At 66.9% G+C, this 21,787-nt stretch carries 19 protein-coding genes; 8 read left to right on the top strand and 11 right to left on the bottom strand.

What is annotated here, in order from left to right; all coding sequences use genetic code 11:
• Window positions 1-14: 14 nt before the first annotated feature.
• The 4 genes from QM707_RS14590 to QM707_RS14575 all read right to left on the bottom strand — a co-directional run bounded on the left by QM707_RS14590 (window position 15) and on the right by QM707_RS14575 (window position 6,703).
• A complete protein-coding gene (locus QM707_RS14590; protein ID WP_415002812.1) occupies window positions 15-1,130 on the bottom strand; it encodes a helix-turn-helix domain-containing protein in 1,116 nt (371 codons plus the stop codon).
• 133 nt (window positions 1,131-1,263) lie between these two features.
• A complete protein-coding gene (locus QM707_RS14585) occupies window positions 1,264-2,490 on the bottom strand; it encodes a lipase family protein (protein WP_415002605.1) in 1,227 nt (408 codons plus the stop codon).
• A 24-nt stretch (window positions 2,491-2,514) separates the two neighbouring features.
• The gene (locus QM707_RS14580; RefSeq protein ID WP_415002604.1) at window positions 2,515-4,737 is read right to left on the bottom strand and encodes a CocE/NonD family hydrolase; all 2,223 of its coding nucleotides are present in this window, start codon (window positions 4,735-4,737) and stop codon (window positions 2,515-2,517) included.
• Window positions 4,738-4,900: 163 nt separating this feature from the next.
• Window positions 4,901-6,703 carry a serine/threonine-protein kinase gene (locus QM707_RS14575; protein WP_415002603.1) on the bottom strand — a complete coding sequence of 601 codons (1,803 nt, stop codon included), beginning with the start codon at window positions 6,701-6,703 and terminating at the stop codon, window positions 4,901-4,903.
• Window positions 6,704-6,985: 282 nt separating this feature from the next.
• Between QM707_RS14575 and QM707_RS14570 the strand changes: the two genes are divergently transcribed.
• Entirely contained in the window at window positions 6,986-7,885 is a 900-nt protein-coding gene (locus QM707_RS14570) for a c-type cytochrome (RefSeq protein WP_415002602.1), read from the top strand.
• Window positions 7,886-7,894: 9 nt separating this feature from the next.
• Here the strand turns inward: QM707_RS14570 and QM707_RS14565 are convergent, their stop codons facing one another.
• Window positions 7,895-8,320, bottom strand: coding sequence for a GNAT family N-acetyltransferase (locus tag QM707_RS14565; protein ID WP_415002600.1), 426 nt, complete (start codon window positions 8,318-8,320; stop codon window positions 7,895-7,897).
• On the opposite strand from QM707_RS14565, the gene QM707_RS14560 reads away from it, so the two are divergent.
• Window positions 8,307-8,630: a c-type cytochrome gene (locus QM707_RS14560; RefSeq protein WP_415002601.1), complete on the top strand. Its 324-nt coding sequence runs from the start codon at window positions 8,307-8,309 to the stop codon at window positions 8,628-8,630. The two genes, QM707_RS14565 and QM707_RS14560, sit on opposite strands and share 14 nt — an antisense overlap.
• Window positions 8,631-8,639: 9 nt before the next feature.
• On the opposite strand, the gene QM707_RS14555 is transcribed toward QM707_RS14560, so the two are convergent.
• Together QM707_RS14555 and QM707_RS14550 are read right to left on the bottom strand one after the other, a co-directional pair.
• Window positions 8,640-9,065 carry a GNAT family N-acetyltransferase gene (locus tag QM707_RS14555; protein WP_415002600.1) on the bottom strand — a complete coding sequence of 142 codons (426 nt, stop codon included), beginning with the start codon at window positions 9,063-9,065 and terminating at the stop codon, window positions 8,640-8,642.
• Window positions 9,066-9,115: 50 nt separating this feature from the next.
• Window positions 9,116-9,442, bottom strand: a complete 327-nt coding sequence (locus QM707_RS14550; RefSeq protein WP_415002599.1) for a DUF2782 domain-containing protein — start codon at window positions 9,440-9,442, stop codon at window positions 9,116-9,118.
• Window positions 9,443-9,563: 121 nt separating this feature from the next.
• Here QM707_RS14550 and polA point away from each other — a divergent pair, with 121 nt between their 5' ends.
• Window positions 9,564-12,311 carry a DNA polymerase I gene (gene polA, locus QM707_RS14545; protein WP_415002598.1) on the top strand — a complete coding sequence of 916 codons (2,748 nt, stop codon included), beginning with the start codon at window positions 9,564-9,566 and terminating at the stop codon, window positions 12,309-12,311.
• A 324-nt stretch (window positions 12,312-12,635) separates the two neighbouring features.
• On the opposite strand, the gene hemF is transcribed toward polA, so the two are convergent.
• On the bottom strand, window positions 12,636-13,550 hold the full coding sequence (hemF, locus tag QM707_RS14540) for an oxygen-dependent coproporphyrinogen oxidase (protein WP_415002597.1): 915 nt from the start codon (window positions 13,548-13,550) through the stop codon (window positions 12,636-12,638).
• A 78-nt stretch (window positions 13,551-13,628) separates the two neighbouring features.
• Between hemF and QM707_RS14535 the strand changes: the two genes are divergently transcribed.
• Window positions 13,629-14,585, top strand: a complete 957-nt coding sequence (locus QM707_RS14535; RefSeq protein ID WP_415002596.1) for a pteridine-dependent deoxygenase — start codon at window positions 13,629-13,631, stop codon at window positions 14,583-14,585.
• Window positions 14,586-14,606: 21 nt separating this feature from the next.
• On the opposite strand, the gene xth is transcribed toward QM707_RS14535, so the two are convergent.
• Window positions 14,607-15,374, bottom strand: a complete 768-nt coding sequence (gene xth / locus QM707_RS14530; RefSeq protein ID WP_415002595.1) for an exodeoxyribonuclease III — start codon at window positions 15,372-15,374, stop codon at window positions 14,607-14,609.
• A 112-nt stretch (window positions 15,375-15,486) separates the two neighbouring features.
• On the opposite strand from xth, the gene QM707_RS14525 reads away from it, so the two are divergent.
• The 4 genes from QM707_RS14525 to QM707_RS14510 all read left to right on the top strand — a co-directional run bounded on the left by QM707_RS14525 (window position 15,487) and on the right by QM707_RS14510 (window position 19,937).
• Complete coding sequence (locus QM707_RS14525) at window positions 15,487-16,023, top strand: cytochrome b (protein ID WP_415002594.1); 537 nt, start codon at window positions 15,487-15,489, stop codon at window positions 16,021-16,023.
• Between the two features lie 22 nt (window positions 16,024-16,045).
• A complete protein-coding gene (gene ltaE, locus QM707_RS14520; RefSeq protein WP_415002811.1) occupies window positions 16,046-17,059 on the top strand; it encodes a low-specificity L-threonine aldolase in 1,014 nt (337 codons plus the stop codon).
• 80 nt (window positions 17,060-17,139) lie between these two features.
• Entirely contained in the window at window positions 17,140-18,132 is a 993-nt protein-coding gene (locus tag QM707_RS14515) for a bifunctional helix-turn-helix transcriptional regulator/GNAT family N-acetyltransferase (RefSeq protein ID WP_415002593.1), read from the top strand.
• A 50-nt stretch (window positions 18,133-18,182) separates the two neighbouring features.
• Complete coding sequence (locus QM707_RS14510) at window positions 18,183-19,937, top strand: patatin-like phospholipase family protein (RefSeq protein WP_415002592.1); 1,755 nt, start codon at window positions 18,183-18,185, stop codon at window positions 19,935-19,937.
• A gap of 3 nt (window positions 19,938-19,940) precedes the next feature.
• Here the strand turns inward: QM707_RS14510 and QM707_RS14505 are convergent, their stop codons facing one another.
• Window positions 19,941-20,315 (bottom strand): DUF6491 family protein, encoded by a 375-nt coding sequence (locus QM707_RS14505; protein ID WP_415002591.1) that lies wholly within the window; start codon window positions 20,313-20,315, stop codon window positions 19,941-19,943.
• 46 nt (window positions 20,316-20,361) lie between these two features.
• Complete coding sequence (locus tag QM707_RS14500; RefSeq protein ID WP_415002590.1) at window positions 20,362-21,783, bottom strand: coniferyl aldehyde dehydrogenase; 1,422 nt, start codon at window positions 21,781-21,783, stop codon at window positions 20,362-20,364.
• Between the last annotated feature and the right edge of the window lie 4 nt (window positions 21,784-21,787).

Here is a 21,787-nt window from a genome sequence, read left to right as displayed (position 1 = left end):
GCCGCCGCAGATTTTCAGCTTTTGCTACCTGCATGCCGCTGCCGCCAGGCGCTCGGCGTCATACCCGCATAGGCGAGGAAGGCGCGGTTGAAGCTGGCTTTGGAGCCGAAGCCGACGGCGAGCGCGATGTCGAGCACATCGCCCTCGCCTGCCAGGCGGCGCTGCGCCTCGGCGATGCGTTGCCGGTTCACGAACTCGCTGAAGCTCTGGCCCAGGCCGTCGTTGAGCGCGCGCGACAGGTAGTTGGTATTCGTGCCGAGACGGCGCGCGAGATCGGCGAGGCTCAGATCCGGCTCGCGCCACCACCCGGCCTCGGCGACTTTCGCTGCCCAAGCCTGGGCCTGGCCGTTCCAGTCGCGCGGCTCGGATGATGTCCTGCTGTCTTCCCTGGGCGTGTCCGCGGCGGTTGCTTCTCCGGCTTCGGGCATCGCGGGCAGTTTCAGGCCGGCATGGCGCCAGCCTTCGATGCCGAGGTAATACACGAGCGCGGTCAAGGCGACATAGAACGGGAAGTAGCCGTAGTAGTCGAGCGGACGGATCCAGGTATCGACGACCTGAAACCCGATGCTCAAAGCCACGACCACGGCGATGGCGTACAGGAAGCCGACGATCCAGCCGAGGCGCAGTTCTTCGCGCAGGCCGCTGTTGTTCACCAGCCAGTGCTGATATCGGCGATATCGCTGGAGCGACAGATGCCAATAGATCGCCAGCGAGAGCAGGGTCGCGATGCTGATCGCAGGCAAGGCGTAAGGCAGGTGCATGCGTTCGTTCCAATCCCACTTGGCTTGCAAGGGCAGGCAGAAGAGCGCGAGGTAGTACGCCCCCTGCCCTGCGCCGGGCAACAGATGCCAGGCCCAGCCCGACGGCAGGTGTTCGCTGCCGAGCTGCCGCACGTGGAAATACATCAAGGGGCCGAAGAGCAGCTGCCAATAGAAGGGCGCGAACGTCAGCCAGGGATGGGCGTCGTAGAAGCCGGCATAACCGATCGTGTAAGGCGTGATCATCAGCACGGTGGCGAACAACAGCGCCGCGAGGAAACGATTGGCGATGCGGTTGCGCGCCGCGTTCAACAACAGAACGGCTACGACCAAGCCGTGCAGGCTGCCGATCAACAGGATCGTGCTCCACATGCCGAACTTGATCACTGACACCTCCGGGTCGAAGCGCCGATCTTAGCCGACCGCGGCGACGAGACGATGTGAACATCGTGGCCGAAACTACAAATCGCGTCGGGTTCGTCTGGTATGCCCTGGGGCGCCTGTGTCAATCGAGCGAGGCGCAGGTATTCGCCGCCGCTTGGGTCGCGAAGCGCGCCCGCGTCCAGGCAATCAGATCCGCGACATAGGGCGAATCGGCCGCGACCACGCTCAGATGATCGCGCCCGGCGTAGCTGCGGTATTCGAGCGCCTGGCCGGCAGCGCAACGTTCGCGCACGTAGGCGCGTTGGATCTCCGGCAAGACCAGCTCGTCGGTTTCGCCCTGCGCGATGAACAGGGGCGAGGGCACGATCGACCGCGGCGTGTTCTGTTCGAGCCGCGCCGCCAGCGCGCCCTGCGTCGGCGGAATGCGCCAGATCGAACCGCCGAGCGCCAGCGCTTCGCCCACCGAGAACAGAGCGCGTTTTCCGGCGAGGCATTGCGCGGCGATGTCGTTCACCAGCGGAAGCTTCCAGCTCGCGACGAGTTCGGCGGGGCGCACATCGGCATAGTCGGCCGCATATGCGCGCAGGATGTAGGACGACATGATGCGGCCGACGGGCGCGTGCTGGTTCGCATCCACAAGCGCTTTCAGATCGCTGGCCGGCGCGGCGGCCGCGACGCCGACGAGATGCAGTTCCGCCGCGTACGTCGGCGCCAGCGCGCCGGTCCACAAAGCCGCATGACCGCCCTGCGAATGGCCCCAGACGACGGTGTCAGGCGCGAATTCCAGTTGCGAGAAGGCGCGCACCGCACGAATGGAATCGAGCGCCGAACGCGCCTCGCCTTCGCCGATCAGATAGGGATGTTGCCCGGCCGTGCCCTGGCCGACGTAATCGGTCGCGACGATGACCCAACCCGCGGCCAGGGCTTCGCTCAACCCCGGCATGTTCGCGAACGGATGTTCCAGCAGCGAGGGCGCGCAACCGGTTGCGGCACCGGTGGTGCCATGTGTCCAGGCGATCAGGCCGCGCGGCGTCGACCGGGACTCTTTCGGCGCGAGCACCAGCGCGCTGGCGACGGCGGGGCTGCCGTCGCCGCGCGTCGTCGCGTAAAGAATGCGCCAGCCCCGCGCGTTCGCCGGCACATCGCGCGCGAAGGGTTCGTTGCGCAGCAATGCGCCAGGCACGAGGCGGGCGTTCGTCGGCGCGGCGTAGAACGCATCAGGCGCGTCGGGCCGCGACAGATACCAGGCGATGCTGGTCGCCAACACGATGAAGAACGCGATCCAGAGGAAAGCGCGCCACAAGCGGCGCCAGAGCGGGCGATGCCCGCTATCGCCATTCGCGTACATGCCTCACCTCCCTTGCGGGTGGGGTCAACGCCAGATCGGGATATCGATATAGCTGTCGGACAACCACTCTACGCGCAATGGCTCGCCGGCGTCGTCGATGGTTTCCGCCGCGACATCCTTGCCGCTGCCGTAGTTGATCTGCATGTCGGGCTGGCGGTTCACGGCCAGCACGATGGCGAGGCGGCTGCCGGGCGACAGTTTGCGGCTGACGAGGCGTTCGCTGGTGAAGGCGAGGCGCGTGCGTTTGCCCGGCGTCAGCAGGCGCCGTTCGCTGCGGCTTTCGGCATGGCTGGCGCGTCCCAGGTGGTGGGCGAGCTGGAAATAGCACCCGTCGGTCATTTTTTCGTACAGCGTGACGGTGAGGTCGAGGTCGCGCTTGTTGACGACGAAGTCGAGTTCGCCCGAGAACAGGCCGGCGATTTCGGTCGGTTCGGTCACCGGCGCGCTGAGGAAGAGCAGGCCGTTGCGCAGGTCCGGCGCATCGACGATGGCCTGCGTCGGAATCGGCAGGTCGGCGTCGCTGCGGTCGCGCATGTCCACCTGTTGTGCGAGCGAGGAGACGTTCGCCGGTTTCGCTTCGGCCAGGCGATGCGGGCCTTGCCCGTCGGCCTGCAGGCGGAACCTCAATCGCGCGTTCGACATCGCATCGATCGACGGCGCATGGCGCCAGGCGTCGGCGCCCATCACCTGGTAGTTCACGCGGTCGCGCAGCAGCGCGGGCTTCGGTTTGCCGCGGAAGACATGATCGAACCAGTCGTAACGCAGGGCCTGCAGGTCGATCTGCGCGACCGGATCGACATCGTAACCATCGACATGGCGCGCCACGCCCGCCTGCATCGCCAGATGACCCCAGGGGCCGATCACCAGGGTGTGATCCGCCTTCGGATTGCGCTGCGTATGTTCCTGGAAGTAGTACAGCGCACCGACGCGCGCGCCGTCGAAATAGCCGGTCGTCGACAGCACGGGAATATCGATGGCGGCGAACTCCTCGCGATACGGAATCATCGCCTGCCAGTAGGCATCGTAGGCCGGATGCGTGAGCCAGCGGCGGAAGATCGGATTCGGCGTGCCGTCCACCTGATCCATGTCGCGATAGGCGCGGCCGCTGCGATACCAGTCGCGATCGAGTTTTTCCCAGCGCGCGCGATCGCCGTAGGTGTCATCGTCCAACGCCTTGTTGTTGCCGACGTAGAACGGCCACGGGTACATGAAATTCAGGAAGACATTGCCCTGCATCGGCGTGTCGATGCCGGGCGCCGCGCTGGCCGACGTCATCAGCGCCTTCAGCGCCTTCGGATGGCGCTTCGCCGCCGACCATTGCGCGAAAGTGTTGTAGCTGCCGCCGTACATGCCGACGCGGCCGTCGCTCCAGTCCTGTGCGGCGATCCAGTCGATCACGGCGGCGGCATCGTCGCCATCGTGTTCGAACGGCGCGATCGCGTCCGGGCTGGCGCCCTTGCCGCGGCTGTAGGCGACGACGGCGTGGTAGCCGTGCGAGGCCACGGTTTTCGCATCCGCCAATGCCCAGTCGTCGTTCGCGTACACGGTGAATCCCATCAGCGTCGGCTGGCGGCCCTGCACGGACTTCGCCCGAACGACCAGCGTCGATATCCGCGCACCGTCGGGCGTTCCGACCAGCACATCGCGTTCGATGGTGTATCGGCGGGCCTCGTCCGCAGCCAGCAGGGCCGGCATTTCGGGCAGGATCGCGGCGAAGGTGCGGTGGAACTGATAGAGGCGGATGAGCTCGAGCGCGTCCGCCTGCGCGAGGCTGCGCGCGTCGCGATGCTTCTCCAGCGCTGCGTCCAGGCTGGCCTTCGCCATCGGCAGGTTTCCGCCGAAGGAGGGCTCGATGCGCGCCGCGCTCAGATCGTCCAGCGCGGCGAAGCGCGCGTTGAACACCGAACGGAACGCCGCGGGAAAATGCGGATGCGCTTTCAGCGCCCAGGCGTACAACTCGTATTGCAGGAACAGCGTCGCGGCGCCGTCGCCGCGCAGGGCGCGCAGCTCCCGGATGGATTCGAGCGCGGCATCGTAATGGCCCGCGGCGAGTTGCGAACGGAAGACGGTGGACAGGTAACGATCGCGGTCCGGTTCGCGGTAGTCGCGTTCGATGCGTTCGGCCAGGGCGTGCATCGAGCGATTCAACGCGGCCGCGTCATCGGCCTTGGCGGGTTCCCAGGCGTAGTCCTGCGCGAAGGCATCGCCGACCACCAGGCATAGCAGCAACAACAGGGCAGCTCTCATCGGCAGGAAATCCTTTTCGCTCGCGTCGGGCGATTGTAGGACGTAGGGCGGGCGGTAGGGTGGGCTCAAGCCCACCAAAGAAGAAGGGCGGCTTTCGCCGCCCCTCTTTACTCTCTACTCGTTGCTCTCCACTCATTCCTCGCCCGGTGGGCCAAGGCCCACCCTACTGCCGGATCGAATCGGCGAGGCGTTCCATCGGCGTGCGCAGCGCCATCTCGACCTTGTCTTCGGCGTTGAGCGGCGTGTAGTCGAGCTTCTGGCGGATGCCCGAACCGATCGGACGGCCGTTGCGATACGGGCGAACGATCAGATAGGCCGTCGTCACCGTCGCGCTCTGACCGTAGAACTGCAGGTTCTGGCTGCCGATGATCTCGGCCTTCACGCGCAACACGATGTCGGCGCGGGACGGATTGACCACCGAGAAACCGGCATTGCTGAGCTTGTCCTCGATCAGCTGTTCGGCCGGAATCATCAGCGCCGGGTCGCCATCGGTCTGCACGGCGAAGGTGTTTGCGGCGCGCACTTCTTCGACGCGCTCCTTGCGCGCTTCGGCAATGCGCTCGCGACGCGACTTCGTGCCGGTGTCGGCGGCCGGTTCATCGACCTGCGCGACGGCTTGTTCGGCCGGGGCCGGTTCGCTGACCGGCGGCGGCGCGGGCGGCTCGGCGACGGCGGGCGCCGCGTCGCTGCTGCCATCGGGCGCCTTGTTCGCGGCGGCATCGGCCGCGAGCGCGGCGGAGGCATCGGCGCTGGCGTCGCCCATCAGGCTGGCGGCCTTGTCGGTTTCGGTCGGCGTCGTCACGGCGACGGGTTCGGCCGGCTTCGGCGTCACCATCTTGTACACGCCGAAGGCACCGCCCGCGACGAGCAACAGCGCGAGCGCGGCCCAGGCCGGCCACACGGTGCGCGAAGGACGCGGCGCCGGTTCCGACGACGGCTGCGTGACGCCGGGACGCGTCGAGCCCATCGCGGTTTCCACCGCAACGGCCGGCACCACCGGCGCGGCGCTGGTGGACGGCAGACTGCCGACACGCGGCGGCGGCGTGGGCACGCGCGAGGACATCGGCGTGACCGGCGTGGCCATCGCGACGAGCGTGGCGGCCGGGCCGGAGGGCGCGGCGACCTTCATCGACAACGGACCGCCCTGCACGACCTGCGGCAGCTTCTCCAGATCGCGGATCAATTCGTGCGCGTCCTGGTAACGATCGGCCGGATCCTTGGCCAGCATCTTCGTCAGCAGTGCGGCGACATCGGCATCGACCGACTGGTTGAGTTCGCGCACGTCGGGAATCTGCGACTGCACGACGTCCAGCATCAGCTTCAGCGGGCTTTCGTCCGAGAACGGCGTGCGACCGGTCAGCATCTCGAACAGCACGATGCCGAGCGCGAAGATGTCCGAACGCTGGTCGACGGGTTTCCCGAGGCAGACTTCCGGCGACAGGTAACCCGGCGTACCGACGAGCTGGCCGGTGCCGGTGAGCTTGCTGTCGAAGTCGCGATTGGCCAGCGCGATGCCGAAGTCGGCGATCTTGACCTGGCCGCGCTGGGTGAGCATCAGGTTCGCCGGCTTGATGTCGCGATGGATCACGCCCTGGTCGTGCGCGACCGACAGGCCCTTCGTGGCCTGGTGCAGGATCTTCAACGCATCGCCGACCGGCAGGCGCTGCTCGCGCTTGATGACTTGCGACAGCGACTCGCCGTCGACGAACTCCATGACGAAGAAGGGCTGCTCGTCTTCCTGGCCGATGAAATAGATCTGGATGATGTGCGGGTCGTTCAACGCCGCCATCGAGCGCGCCTCGCGCAGGAAGCGCTCGACCAGCATCGTGTCGTGCGCCAGCGCCGGTGCCAGCTCCTTGATCGCGACGTAGCGCGCGAGCGCGGGCTCGTAGCCTTTGTAGACCACGCCCATGCCGCCGCGACCGAGTTCGGCCACGATCTCGTAATGTCCCACCCTGGCTTTCATTTCAAGAATCCTCTGGATTGCCGGGCCCTTTGGCGCCGGCAAGGTCATGGTAGACCTAGTGGTATTCACACGGAAGCAGGCCCGGGCGCAGGACAGGATCGGCGCCGGGGGTTAAGTTTCCGCTTAGGCCGTCACGGAATCGGCCGGATGCCCCGCCGGAAGTCATGGCCGGCGGTTTTCCGGGCTTCCAGCCTGTCCTGATCCGCACCGCGCTTGCGTATTCCGGGATTCGGCGCAGGCTGGAAGGCCCGTCCGCGCCGCCATTACAAACGGGAATCGTTCGTGAAAAAGCTGCTGAAACTGCTCCTCGCCCTGATCGTCGTCCTCGTGCTGATCGTGGCCGCGCTGTTCGCCTACGGCCAATGGCGCTTCAGCCAGGCGACCGCGAAGCGTTATCCGATCGCCGATCCGAAGCTGACGCTCGTGCGCGACGCGGCCACTATCGAACGCGGCCGCCACCAGTTCAACGTGCTCGCCTGCGTCGAATGCCACGGCAAGGACGGCAGCGGCCAGATCGCGATCGATGCCGGCCCGGTGGGCGTGATCGTCGCACCGAACCTGACGCCGGGCGCGCTGCCGGCCAGCTACGACGCCGACGGCATCGCCGCCGCCATCCGCCACGGCCTGCGCGCCGACGGCACGCCCCTGCTGGTGATGCCTTCGGAGGATTTCGCCCACCTGTCCGACGAGGACACCGCCGCGCTCGTCACCTACATCCAATCGATGCCGCGCTCGACGAACGATCCGGGCAAGAGCGCGCTCAAGCCGCTGGGCTACATTCTGTTCGGCCTCGGCAAACTGCCGCTGCTCCCGGCCGAGCACATCGATCATTCGCCGCGCGAACGCGCGACGCCGGTGGTCGCGGTCACGGCCGAATACGGCGAATACCTCGCTCGCGCTTGCACCGGTTGCCACGCGCGCGACTACGCCGGCCAGCACGTGCCGGGCACGCCGCCGGAATTCCCGGACGCCGCGAACCTGACGCCGCATGCCGATGGTCTGAAAGATTGGACGCAGGACGATTTCGTCCGCGCGATCCGCGAAGGCAAGCGTCCGGACGGCCGCGAGCTGAACCGCTTCATGCCCTGGCCGGTGATGAAGCAGATGAGCGACACCGAACTCGCGGCGATCTGGACCTACCTGCGCACGCTGCCGCCGGTGGCTGACAAAAAGAAGAGCTGAGGCCGCGCTTCAGCCCGACTGGTAGACTTCGGGCCGGTACCGTTCCATGAAACGATCGGGCCGCGTCAGCGGCTCGAAACCGTATTGCGCATACAGGCCGTGCGCATCGGACGTGGCGAGGATGAAACGACGCAGACCCTGCAGCTCGGGGTGCGCGTCGATCGCCTGCATCATCGCCTTCGATACGCCGAGGCCGCGCGCTTCGGGCAGCACGAAAACATCGCAGAGATAGGCGAAGGTGGCGCGGTCGGTCACGACGCGGGCGAAACCGACCTGCGCATCGCCGTCGAACGCACTGAAGCACAGGGAATGTTCGATCGCGCGGCGCAGGGTGTCGGCCGGCACGCCCTTGCACCAGTAAGCCTCGCGGCTCAGGAACCCATGCACGCGATCGAAATCGATCTCGGCCGGATCGGTGCCGATGCGCAGGCCCATCTCAGCGAATACGCCCGTTCGCGGGCCCGCGACGGCACGGGCTCAAGGCTTCTACGCCGGCCAGCACGTGCCGGGCACGCCGCCGGAATTCCCGGACGCCGCGAACCTGACGCCGCATGCCGATGGTCTGAAAGATTGGACGCAGGACGATTTCGTCCGCGCGATCCGCGAAGGCAAGCGTCCGGACGGCCGCGAGCTGAACCGCTTCATGCCCTGGCCGGTGATGAAGCAGATGAGCGACACCGAACTCGCGGCGATCTGGACCTACCTGCGCACGCTGCCGCCGGTGGCTGACAAAAAGAAGAGCTGAGGCCGCGCTTCAGCCCGACTGGTAGACTTCGGGCCGGTACCGTTCCATGAAACGATCGGGCCGCGTCAGCGGCTCGAAACCGTATTGCGCATACAGGCCGTGCGCATCGGACGTGGCGAGGATGAAACGACGCAGACCCTGCAGCTCGGGGTGCGCGTCGATCGCCTGCATCATCGCCTTCGATACGCCGAGGCCGCGCGCTTCGGGCAGCACGAAAACATCGCAGAGATAGGCGAAGGTGGCGCGGTCGGTCACGACGCGGGCGAAACCGACCTGCGCATCGCCGTCGAACGCACTGAAGCACAGGGAATGTTCGATCGCGCGGCGCAGGGTGTCGGCCGGCACGCCCTTGCACCAGTAAGCCTCGCGGCTCAGGAACCCATGCACGCGATCGAAATCGATCTCGGCCGGATCGGTGCCGATGCGCAGGCCCATCTCAGCGAATACGCCCGTTCGCGGGCCCGCGACGGCACGGGCTCAAGGCTTCAATCCCACTCGTAGATCGTCCACATGGCCGGCGTGACGCTGCGCTCGCCATCGATGCGATCGAGGCGGCCGTTGCCATCGTCGTCGTACAGGTAATAGGCCTTGCCGTGTTTCGGAATGACGCGGACCATGAATATCTTGCCGCCCTGGCGGTATTCCTGCACGACATCGCCATTGTCGGCGGTGCGCACGTTGACGGTGGGCGGCGGCAGTTCCTCGGACGGCGGCGAGGGGATCTTCTCCGGCACCGGTGCGTCCTTGCGCTCCTGCGCGGACACGGTGGCGGCCGAAGCCAGCAACAACAGGGTGACGAGTGCGGTTTTCATCGGAAGGCTCCCGGGTTGCGCGGCAGCATCGCATCTGCGGCTGGCCCGCTCAAGCCGTCGCAGCAGGAACCGTGCCGCCGGGAATCCTTACAATGGCCGTCCGACTGCCCCGGGTGACGCCATGTCCCGCCTCGTCCTGATCGACGGTTCTTCCTATCTGTATCGCGCGTTCCACGCCCTGCCGCCGCTGACCGGCCCGGACGGTTCGCCCACCGGCGCGCTGTTCGGCATCGTCAACATGCTGCGCGGGCATCTGAAGGAGAACCCGGATTACATGGCCTTCGTGGTGGATGCCCCGGGCGGCACCTTCCGCGATGCGATTTACCCGGAGTACAAGGCAAATCGCCCGCCGATGCCGGACGACCTGCGCGCCCAGGTCGAGCCGATGATGCAGATCGTTGAAGCGCTGGGTTTCCCGATCCTGCGCATCGGCGGCGTCGAAGCCGACGACGTGATCGGCACGCTGGCGCTGCAGGCGCAGGCGCAGGGCATCCCGGTGACGATCTCGACCGGCGACAAGGATTTCGCCCAGCTCGTGCGCCCCGGCATCACGCTCACCAACACGATGAGCGGCAGCGTGCTCGACGATGCCGCCGTGGTGGAAAAGTTCGGCGTGCGGCCCGATCAGATCGTCGACTACCTGGCGCTGATGGGCGACACGGTGGACAACGTGCCCGGCGTGGAGAAATGCGGGCCGAAGACGGCCGCGAAATGGCTGGGCGAATACGGCACGCTGGATGCGGTGATGGCCAGCGCCGACAAGATCACGGGCAAGATCGGCGAGAACCTGCGCGCGGCCCTGCCGCGCCTGCCGCTGAATCGCCAGCTGGTGACGATCAAGACCGACGTCGAGCTCGACCAGGGCGCGAACGAGCTGAAGCTGCGACCGCGCGATACCGACGCCCTGCGCGAACTGTATGCGCGCTATGGGTTCAATGCGGCGCTCAAAGAGTTGGACGGTGGGACGGCGGCCGCCGCTGGCGGCAGAGGCGCGTCGGCGCCGCGCGCGTTCACGAACATCGCGCCGGAGACTTCGCCGCCGGACCCGAAACTGGCGGAGAAAGGCGAATACGAAGCGATATCGACCGAGGCGCAGTTGCGGGAATGGATAACTCGCCTGGAGTCCGCCGAGCTCGTGGCCTTCGACAGCGAGACCGATTCGCTCGATCCGATGCAGGCCAATCTCGTCGGCCTGAGTTTTTGCATCGAACAGGGCCGCGCCTGTTACCTGCCGCTGGGACACGATTATCCCGGGGCGCCGGCGCAGTTGCCGCTCAAGGAAACGCTGGCCGCGTTGAAGCCTTTCTTCGAGGATGGGGCGCGCGCCAAGGTCGGGCAGCACGGCAAATACGATCTGCATGTCCTGCGTCGCCATGGCATCGACGTGCAGGGCTATCGCGAGGACACGATGCTGGAAAGCTTCGTGCTCGAAGCCGGCCTGCAGCGCCACGACATGGACAGCCTCGCCAGCCGCCATCTCGGCTATTCCACGATCAAGTACGAGGATGTGGCCGGCAAGGGCGCCAAGCAGATCCTGTTTTCGCAGGTGGCGCTGGACGACGCGATGCGTTACGCCGCCGAAGACGCCGACGTGACGCTGCGCCTGCACCGGGTGCTGGCGGAGAAGCTGCGCGCGGAACCGCGCCTGGAGTTCGTCTATCGCGAGATCGAAATGCCGCTGGTGCCGGTGCTCGAGCGCATGGAAAACAATGGCGTGAAGATCGATGCGGCCGAATTGCGCCGGCAGAGCGCCGACCTGTCGCAGCGCATGCTGGCCGCGCAGCAGCGCGCCACGGAGATCGCCGGGCGCAACTTCAACCTCGATTCGCCGAAGCAGATCGGCGCGCTGCTGTTCGACGAGCTGAAACTGCCGGCCCTGGTGAAGACGCCGACCGGCGCCCCATCGACGAACGAAGAAGCGCTGGAAGCCATCGCCGACCAGCACGAACTGCCGCGCCTGATCCTCGACTATCGCGGCCTGGCGAAACTGCGCAGCACCTATACCGACAAACTGCCGGAGATGGTGAACCCGACGACGGGTCGCGTGCATACCAGTTACCACCAGGCCGGCGCCGCGACCGGCCGCCTGAGCTCGAACGATCCGAACCTGCAGAACATTCCGATCCGCAGCGAAGACGGACGACGCATCCGCCGCGCCTTCGTCGCGCCGCCGGGCCGCGTGCTGGTGGCCTGCGACTATTCGCAGATCGAGTTGCGCATCATGGCGCATTTGTCGGAAGACGCCGGGCTGCTGAAGGCGTTCTCCAGCGGACAGGACGTGCACCGCGCGACGGCAGCAGAAGTCTTCGGCGTTTCAGTGCAGGACGTCAGCGGCGATCAACGTCGTGCCGCCAAGGCGATCAACTTCGGCCTGATGTATGGCATGAGCGCGTTCGGTCTCGCGCGCCAGCTCGGCATCGGACGCGGCGAAGCGCAGGATTACATCGCGCTGTACTTCGCCCGTTATCCCGGCGTGCGCGATTACATGGAACGCACGCGGGCGCAGGCGCGCGAGGACGGTTACGTCGAAACGATCTTCGGCCGGCGATTGAACCTGCAGGAGATCCGCTCGAAGAACCAGGGCCAGCGCGCCGGCGCCGAACGCGCGGCGATCAATGCACCGATGCAGGGCACCGCCGCCGACATCATCAAGCGCGCGATGGCCTCGGTGGATGCCTGGATACGGCCGCTATCGGGCCGCGCGCTGATGCTGATGCAGGTGCACGACGAACTGGTGTTCGAGGTCGACGCGGGCTTCGCCGACGCACTGACGACCGAGGTGAAAAAACGGATGGAATCGGCGGCGGAACTCCGCGTCCCGCTGGTGGTCGATGCAGGCAAGGGCGCGAACTGGGACGAGGCGCACTGAAGGCGTGAAAAAACGCAGCCCGGCAAGGCCTATAGGCCGAAAGTAATGCTTTTCCGATCAATACCTTGCGCCAGGCTAAACACTTCCTGAACCGTACGGTTTTTTAACGTTCCGATTCACGAACTTCTCATGCCCGAAGGGGTCTACTGAACGCGACGGATGCAATGTCCGTCGTGGATCAACTCCCTCCCCTGAGTGGATCCCCGCTGTGACCCACTTTCCCCGGTGGATCACAGCCCCGGCCCCGCAGGCTTCCCCTGGCTTGCGGGGCTTTTTATTTGTGATTCGTAGCCCGGGTTGAGCGCCGCCGGCGCGATACCCGGGTTACAGCCAATCCCGCGGCTTCAGGTATTCGGCCAATCGCGCTTCTTCGCTGCCCGCTTCCGGCACGTAGCCGTATTCGAAGCGCACGCGCGGCGGCAGGCTCATCAGGATGCTCTCGGTGCGGCCGCCGCTCTGCAGCCCGAACAGCGTGCCGCGATCCCAGACCAGATTGAATTCGACGTAACGTCCGCGCCGGTACAACTGGAACTCGCGCTCGCGGTCGCCGTATTCGGTGGCCTTGCGCTTCTCGACGATCGGAACATAAGCATCGAGATAGCCGTCGCCGACCGCACGCTGGTAGGCGAAGCATTGTTCGAAGCTGCCTTCATTCAGATCGTCGAAGAACAGGCCGCCGACGCCGCGGGTTTCGTCGCGGTGCTTGAGGAAGAAATAGCGGTCGCACCATTGCTTGTGCGTGGCATAGCGTCCTTCGCCGAACGGCGTGCACAGATCGTGCGCGACCTGGTGCCAGTGCCGCACGTCGTCGTCGAAAGGATAGAAGGGCGTCAAGTCGAAGCCGCCGCCGAACCACCAGATCGGCGCGCCGGCCTTCGGTCGCGCTTCGAAGTAACGCACGTTCGCATGCGAGGTCGGCACGTAGGGGTTGCGCGGATGGATCACCAGCGATACGCCGACCGCGCGCCAGGGCGCGCCGGCCAGTTCCGGGCGATGCGCCGAAGCGGCAGCCGGCAACGCGTCGCCGCTGACATCGGAGAAACCGACGCCGGCCTGTTCGAACACGGCGCCCTGCTTCATCACGCGCGAACGACCGCCGCCCTTGATCGGCGTCGTGCCAGCTTCGCGCTGCCAGCGGTCTTCAACGAAACGTGCGGCGCCGTCGCAGCCTTCCAGCGCCGCGCAGATGCGGTCCTGCAAGTCGGTCAGGTAGGCGTGCACGGCATCGATCTGGGACATGGGCGTATCCGTCAAGGCTGGCGACATGATACCGGCCGTGCCGGCGGGACGAGGCGGCCCGGTATAATCCCGCCGTCGATGAGTCCTTCCCCCGCCCCCGCCGCCCGGCTGCGCATCGCCCATGCCGATGACGGCGCCGCCCTGATCCGCTTCGAATTCGGCGCGCCCGCGCCGGAACCGTTGCGCGTGGCCTGCGCCCCGCTGCACGGCCCGGGCCCGGTCGAGACCTGGTTCGCGGGTGGAATCCGCGAGAGCGCCGAAACCGTCGGCGCCGCCTGGGCGCATGGCAAGCACTACGCGCTGTGCGCGGTCTCGGTCGAAGAAGCGGACGGCGATATCGAAACCGCGGCGGCGACGGCCTACGAGCGCTTGCTGACCTGCGTGCGCCCGTCCGAACATCCGTACCTGCTGCGCATCTGGAATTATTTCGCCGCGATCAACGAAGGCGAGGGCGACGACGAACGTTATCGCCGTTTCTGTGTCGGTCGTGCGCGCGCCGTGGACGGCATGTTCAACGATCCGCCGCCGGCCGCGACCGCGATCGGCACGGACGGACGGCCGAACCGCGTGCAACTGATCGCGCTCTGCGCCAGCGCGCCGGCCTTGGCGCTGGAGAATCCGCGGCAGACGCCGGCCTGGCGTTATCCGCGCGAGTTCGGCCCGGTATCGCCGGGTTTCTCGCGCGGCGCATTGCTCGACGCCGAGTCCGATTCGCCGCGCTTGCTCGCGTCGGGCACCGCCAGCATCGTCGGTCACGTCTCGCAGCACGTCGGCGATGTCGGCGCGCAGTTGCACGAGAGCCTGGCGAATCTCGATGCCCTATTGGCCGAGGGCGAACGCCAGGCCGGGCGCGCTTTTCCGTTGGCGAACTGCGAAGCCCTGCGCGTTTATCTTCGTCGTCCGGGCGATCTTGCGATCGCCCGCGAGGCGATCGCCGCCTCGGGTCTGCCGACCGATCGCGTGCTCTACCTGCGCGGCGATGTCTGCCGGCGCGAGCTCGATGTCGAGATCGAAGGCGCGTTCGTCGCGGCTTGAGCCGCGCGAAAACTCAACGCTTCAGCCCAATTCCACCCAGGCCGGCGCGTGATCGCTCGGGCGATCCCAGGTACGCGGTTCGCGATCGATGCCCGCCGCCTTCGCATGCGGTGCCAATGCATCGCTGACGAGTGCGAGATCGATGCGCAGGCCGAGGTTGCGACGGAAACCGGCGGCGCGATAGTCCCACCAGCTGAAGATGCCGCCTTCTTCGTGATGCAGGCGGAAACTGTCGTGCAGGCCGAGATCCATCAGGCGACGCAAGGCGGCGCGTTCGGCGGTCGAGGTCAAAATGCTGTCTTCGTTCCAGATCGCCGGGTCGTGTACGTCGCGATCTTCCGGCGCGATATTGAAATCGCCGAGCACCACCAGGCGCGGATGCGCCTTGATCTCCTCGGCCAGCCAGCCGTGCACGGCCTCGAGCCAGCGCAGCTTGTAGGCGTATTTCTCCGTGCCGACATCCTGGCCGTTGACGACGTAGAGATTGACGATGCGCACGTCGCCGATGGTCGCGGCGATGACGCGCTTCTGCTCGTCGTCGAAACCGGGAATGCCCATCTGCACGTCGTGCGCCGGTTCGCGGCTCAGGATGGCGACGCCGTTGTAGGTCTTCTGCCCCGAAAACACTGAGCGATAGCCGAGGCCGACCAGGGCCGAATCGGGAAAGCGCGCGTCCTCGAGCTTGGTTTCCTGCAGGCCGACGACGTCGGGCTGGGCCGCGCGGAGCCATTCCTCCAGGTGCGGCAAGCGGACGTTGAGCGAATTGACGTTCCAGCTGGCGATCTTCATTGCGCGGCCCGCGTTCGGTTTGCACGCAGTGTAGCGATTGCCGGGCGCGGACGGGGCTTCACGCGCACCGGCGTTCCGGCAACAATCCCGCATCCCCTCGCAGGAGCGACCGATGGCCTCGATCCCCTCCCGTTACAGCGGCGCGCAGCGGTTCCTGCACTGGTTCGTCTTCGCCTGCATCGTCGCCGCCTACGTGCTGATCGAATTGCGCAGCGAGGCGGAACGCGGAAGCGCGCTGCGCACCGGCCTGACCCAGGGTCACATGCTGGCCGGTCTCGCGGTCTTCCTGCTGGCCTGGCCACGCATCGCCCTGCGACTGATGCGCGGCGCACCGCCGATCACGCCGCCGCTGCCGGCCTGGCAGCATCTGCCGGCGCAGCTGACGCATCTGGCCTTGTACGCTTTCCTGATCGCGCAGCCGATTCTCGGCATCCTCACCGTCTGGTCGGCCGGCCGCGGCATCGCGATCTTCGGCACGGGCCTGGAGATTCCTGCCCTGATCGCCGAGAACCATGATCTGCACGAGCAGCTCGAAGACCTGCACGAAGGCCTGGGCGAGATCTTCTACTGGGTGATCGGCCTGCACATCGCCGGCGCGATCTTCCATCACCTCCTCCGGCGCGACGACACCCTGCGCCGCATGCTTTGAACGGAACCCGATCATGAGCGACATGGAATGGACCGACCTGCGCAGCGACACCGTCACGCAACCGACGGCGGCGATGCGCGAGGCGATGATGCAAGCCGAGGTCGGCGACGACGTTTACGGCGAAGACCCGACCGTCAACGCCTTGCAGGAGCGACTGGCCGCCGATCTCGGTTTCGAAGCCGGCCTGTTCGTGCCCAGCGGCACGCAGTCGAACCTGCTCGCATTGATGTCGCACTGCCAGCGCGGCGACGAATATCTCGTTGGCATGGAAGCGCATACCTACAAGTTCGAGGGCGGCGGCGCCGCGGTGCTGGGTTCTATCCAGCCGCAACCGATCCTTCATGCGGCCGACGGCAGCCTGCCGCTGGACGTCGTCGCGAAGATGGTGAAGCCCGTCGACCCGCATTTCGCCCGTACACGCCTGCTCTGCCTGGAAAACACCTGGCATGGCCGTGCGTTGCCGCTGGACTATCTGGCCGACGCGCGTCGTTTCGTCGACGAACGCGGTCTTGCCCTGCACCTCGACGGCGCGCGTTTGTACAACGCGGCGATCGCCAGCGGCGTCCCCGCACGCGAAATAGCCGGACATTTCGACAGCGTTTCGGTTTGCCTGTCCAAAGGCTTGGGTGCGCCGGTGGGCTCGGTGCTGGTCGGTTCGCATGAACTGATTGACCAGGCGCGACGCTGGCGCAAGGTGACCGGCGGCGGCTGGCGCCAGGCGGGTCTCCTGGCCGCCGCCTGCCAGTACGCACTCGATCACCACGTGGCACGGTTGGCCGACGACCACGCGCGTGCCGCGCGACTGGCCGACGGACTGCGCGATCTGCCTGGCCTGGTCGTCGCCGCCCAGCACACGAACATGGTCTTCATCGAAGTCCCGGCGGAGCGCCTGGGCGATTTCAAGACGCAGATGACGGATGCCCGCATCCGGATGTCGATCGGCTACTTGCCGCAGATCCGCATGGTCACTCACCTGGGCATCGACGACGACGGCATCGCCCGTACCGTCGCGGCGTTCGGCCGCTTCTTCCGCTAGTCCGGCTGGCGGTCGAAGGGCCCTTGCGTCGTTGGCCCTGGCGATATATGTTAGTGCTTACATAATTGCTTAACTAAGTCATGAGCTTTCTCTCCGAACAGGGCGCGCTCGCCCTCGCCAGCCGGCTGAAGTCGCTCAGCGACGGCTATTACGAAGCCGTCGACCAGGTCTATCGCGAGCATGGCTCGCAGCTGCAGGCGCGCTGGTTCCCCTTGCTGCGCCTGTTGCAGGAACGCGGCCCGACCAGCATCGGCGCGGCGGCCAGCGAACTGGGCCTGACGCATTCGGCGGTGAGCCAGCTCGCGACGAAACTCGCCGCGTCCGGCTTCGTGCGCGCACGCGCCGGCAGCAGCGACCGGCGCCAACGCCTGCTCGCGCTGACGGCCAAGGCGGAGAACGAACTGAAAGCCGCGCGCCCGCTCTGGCAGGCTCTGCGCGCCAGCGTGGAGGCGCGCCTGGCGGCGACCGGTGCCGACGTGCTGCAGGCGCTCGACAGCCTGCAGAAGAATCTCGCCGACGATCCGATGCCGCCGGAAGTCGCGCGCCGGCGCCGCGGCCTGGATGCCGACGCGATACGCATCGTTCCGTACTCGGCGGCGCTGCGACCGCATTTCTACCGGCTCAACGCCGAATGGCTGAGCAAGTACTACCGCATCGAACCGATCGACCATGCGGTGTTGTCGGACCCCGAGAAACACATCCTCGAACCGGGCGGCGCGATTTTCTTCGCCGTGCTCGGCGACGAAGTCCTGGGCACCTGCGCCCTGATGCCGGAATCGCCCGGCGTGTACGAACTCACGAAGATGGCCGTGACCGAACGCCGGCAAGGCCTCGGCCTCGGCCGTCGCCTGCTCGATGCGGTAGTCGCGGAATACCATCGGCGCGGCGGCAAGCAGTTGTTTCTCGAATCGCATCGCCGTCTGCAGGCCGCACTGAAGCTCTACGCCAGCGCGGGTTTCGAGATGCAGCCGGGCCGCAAGCCCGATTCGCACTACCAGCGCTCCGATGTCTACATGATCTATCGCGAGCCGGCGCCCAAGCGCCGCAAGACCGCCGGCGCCGCGCAGGCGTAGTATTCCCTCCGTCGGGTCGCGTTCTCGCGACCGGGCAACAGGGGGTGGGCATGCAGAGCGAATCGGAATCGGCGCGTCGTGCGTTGCTGAGCCGGCTGGCCTCGCTGCCGCTGTTCGCCGGCCTCGATGCCGGCAGCCTCGCCGACCTCGCCGATGCGATGCAGTGGTTGCTGCTGCCGGGCGGCGAAACCCTGATGACGCAGGGCGAACCGTCCGATGCGCTGTATGTGCTGCTGTACGGCCGACTCGCCGCGATCCGGCGCGGCGAAGACGGCAGCGAGCGCAATCTCGGCACCGTCGCACCCGGCGAGTGCGTCGGCGAAGTCGGATTGATGACGAACCAGCCGCGCAGCGCCAGCGTCTTCGCCCTGCGCGACAGCGAATTGTTGCGCCTGCCGCGCCCGGCGTTCGAAAAACTCGTGGCGATGCACCCGGCGGCGATGCTGAGAATGGCGCGCGTCGCCCTGCGTCGCAGCGGCATGCAGGCCGGCGCCCCCGCCACGCCGCATTGTTTCGCCCTGCTGCCGACCCAAGGCGGCCTGGACATACATGCGTTCGCGCTCGAATTCGCCCACGCGCTCGGCGCCGATCCGCTGCGCGCGCTGGTGACCGAGGAACAGGCGCGCGGCCGCGACCCGGGCTGGTTCAACGCGCGCGAAACGCGCTCGGAGCACTTGATCTATGTCGGCAATGCCGACCTCGACTGGCAGCAGCGATGCCTGCGCCAATGCGATTGCCTGCTGCTGCTCGGCGACGGCGCGCGCGCCCCTGACGCAGGCCTGCGCGAAACGCTTCCCCTGCCGACGCCGCACATGCCGCAGCACCTGATGCTGCAGCAGCGCGGCGAACCGTCCGACGGCGGTGCGATCGCCTGGCATGCGATGTATCCGAATCTCGCGGCCCTGCACCACATCCGCGGGCGACGCGACATGGCGCGCGTGGCGCGTCGCCTGACCGGGCGCGCGATCGGCCTCGTGCTGTCCGGCGGCGGCGCGCGCGGCTTCGCCCATCTCGGCATCGTCCAGGCCCTGCGCGAATGCGGCGTGCCGATCGACTACGTCGGCGGCGCCAGCATCGGTGCGGTGCTCGGCGCCGGCATCGCCGCCGATTGGTCGCAGGAACATTGGGTCGACGTCATCCGCGGCTGTTTCGTCGGCACCAACCCCTTGGCCGACTGGACGCTGCCGCTGGTATCGCTGCGCCGCGGACGCAAGGTCTCGCAGTTGCTGCGCCATGCCTACGGCGAGCGCGACATCGAAGACCTGGCCCTGCCGTTCTTTTGCGTCTCGAGCGATCTCACCGCCGGCGTGCTGGCGGCGCACGAGCGTGGCCCGCTCTGGTACGCCCTGCGGGCGTCCTGCGCCATTCCCGGCGTATTGCCGCCGGTATTGGAGAACGGCCGCGTGCTGGTGGACGGCGGCGTGATCGACAACCTGCCGGTGGCGGAGATGCGCCGTCGCCTGGCCGGCGACATCATCGCGGTCGATGTCGGCGGCAACTATCGGTTGGAAACGACATTGCACGAAACCGAGCTGCCGCCCTGGTGGCGATTGCTGCCGGAATTCGTGCGCAAGCGCCGGCCGGGCATCGCGCAGATCCTGCTGCGCGCCGGCATGGTGAATTCGGCGGCGACGGTGCAGCGCCGACGCAAGCAGACGCGCCTGCTGCTCAAGCCGGAACTGCCCGGCATCGATCTGCTGGAATGGCGCGAGTTCGATCGCGCGATCGAACTCGGCTACCGCTACGCCATGAACAAGCTGCGCGAGGAAGAAGCCTTCCTCGCGCAAGCAGGCAGCGCTACCTGAGGATCACGCCTTCTTCAGGCGAACCAGGTCGATCGGACGGATCTCGGCGATGCGGCAGCTCATCTGCCCGGGAATCAGCACGTCGTCGCCGGCGCGCACGAAGCCGCCGATGCTGGCCACGCCGCCGATCTGGATCTGGTAGCGACCGCTCATCTGGCTGCAATCGTTGGCGAAGGTCAGCAGATAGGCTTCGCTCGGCTTGGTCCACACGACCATCGAACGATTGTCGCTACGCTGCCAGTTGTAGAGCTGGCTGTAGCGGAATTTCGACACCGGTTCGCCGGCGTAATCGGCGTAGTTGACGCGCTTCTTCGCATCGGCCGCACCGGCGGCCAGCGCAAGCGCGACTGCGACCAGGGCAAGGGCTCGGAATTTCATCGGACTGCTCCTTTGGGTTTCACCGGGGGAACAGCGGTCGCACCGGCTACCGCACCAGCCAGTCGACGAGTCGGCGGGCGAATCGGGAATACGGGGCGTCGAACAGACGCATGCCGTTGACCCGGGCCTGGTACATCACCGACATCGCATGACTGAAGGTCAGGAAGCCGGCATGGCCGTGGTACCGGCCCATGCCGCTGGCGCCGACGCCGCCGATGGGCAGTTCATCCTGTCCGAACTGCACCAGGGTGTCGTTGACGCAGACCGAGCCTGCGCTGACTCGCCCCAACGTGGCCTGAAGACGGTTCGAATCGCGATCGAAGGGATAGAAGGCCAGCGGCTTGTCGCGCGCCAGGATGTAGTCGATCGCCGCATCGTGGCTATCGTAGGCCTTGACCGGCAACAAGGGGCCGAAGATTTCCTGCTGCATGACCTTGGCCTCGTCCGGCGGATCGAGCAGCACGGTCGGCGGCACCAGTTCGACGCCCGGCGGCGGCGCGGCATCGTGATCGGGACGGTGTTGCAGCACGGCCACGCCGCGATCGCGCGCATCGTCGAGCCAGTCGCGCAATCGTTCCGCCTGCTGGTGATTCACGATGGCCGTCGCGTCCGGGTTCTGCGCCAGCGTCGGATAACGGCGCTTCATCGACGCCAGGTAGGCGCGCACGAATTCGTCGCGCTGCTCACGCGGCACCAGCACGTAGTCCGGTGCGACGCAGGTCTGGCCGCCGTTGAAGGCCTTGCCGAACGCGATGCGGTCGGCGGCATGTTCGATCGGATAGTCCGGCGCGATCAGCGCCGGCGACTTGCCGCCCAACTCCAGCGTCACCGGCGTCAGGTTGGCGGCGGCGGCTGCCATGACCTTGCGGCCGACCGCGGTCGAGCCGGTGAACAGCAGATGATCGAAGGGCAGTTGCGAGAAAGCGGCCCCGACATCCGCGCCGCCCTGCACGACCACCACTTCGTCGGCCGGGAAGATTTCGCCGAGCAGGCGCGCCAGCAAGGCCGACACGCGCGGCGTGAACTCCGAGGGCTTGATCATCACGCGATTGCCGGCTGCGAGCGCATTCGCCAGCGGCACGAGGGCGAGCTGGATCGGATAATTCCAGGGCGCGACCACGCCGACCACGCCCAGCGGCTGGTAGCGGATCTCGCTGCGCGCCGGCAGGAAGGTCCAGTTCACCGCGCGTCGCTGCGGCCGCATCCAGCGCCGCAGGTGACGGCGCGCATGCGCGATCTCGTCCAGGCTCACCATCACATCCGCACCCAGGGTTTCCAGCGCGGCGCGGCGGCCGAAATCCGCAGCCGCGGCCGTGACCAGCTCGTCGCAATGCCGGCGCACGGCGTCGCCGAGCTTCGCCAGCCGGGCCCGGCGCTCGTTCGCGTCGAATACATGCGCGCGCTGGGCGGCGCGCATGCGCTCGAACAGGGGGCGCAGCTGTTCGGCGGGGGTGATCGGAGTATCCATCGGC

Source organism: Arenimonas sp., assembly GCF_047602345.1.
Classification (GTDB): domain Bacteria; phylum Pseudomonadota; class Gammaproteobacteria; order Xanthomonadales; family Xanthomonadaceae; genus Arenimonas.
The sequence above is the reverse complement of the archived record's forward strand: the minus strand, read 5'-3'. Positions and strand labels throughout refer to the sequence as shown.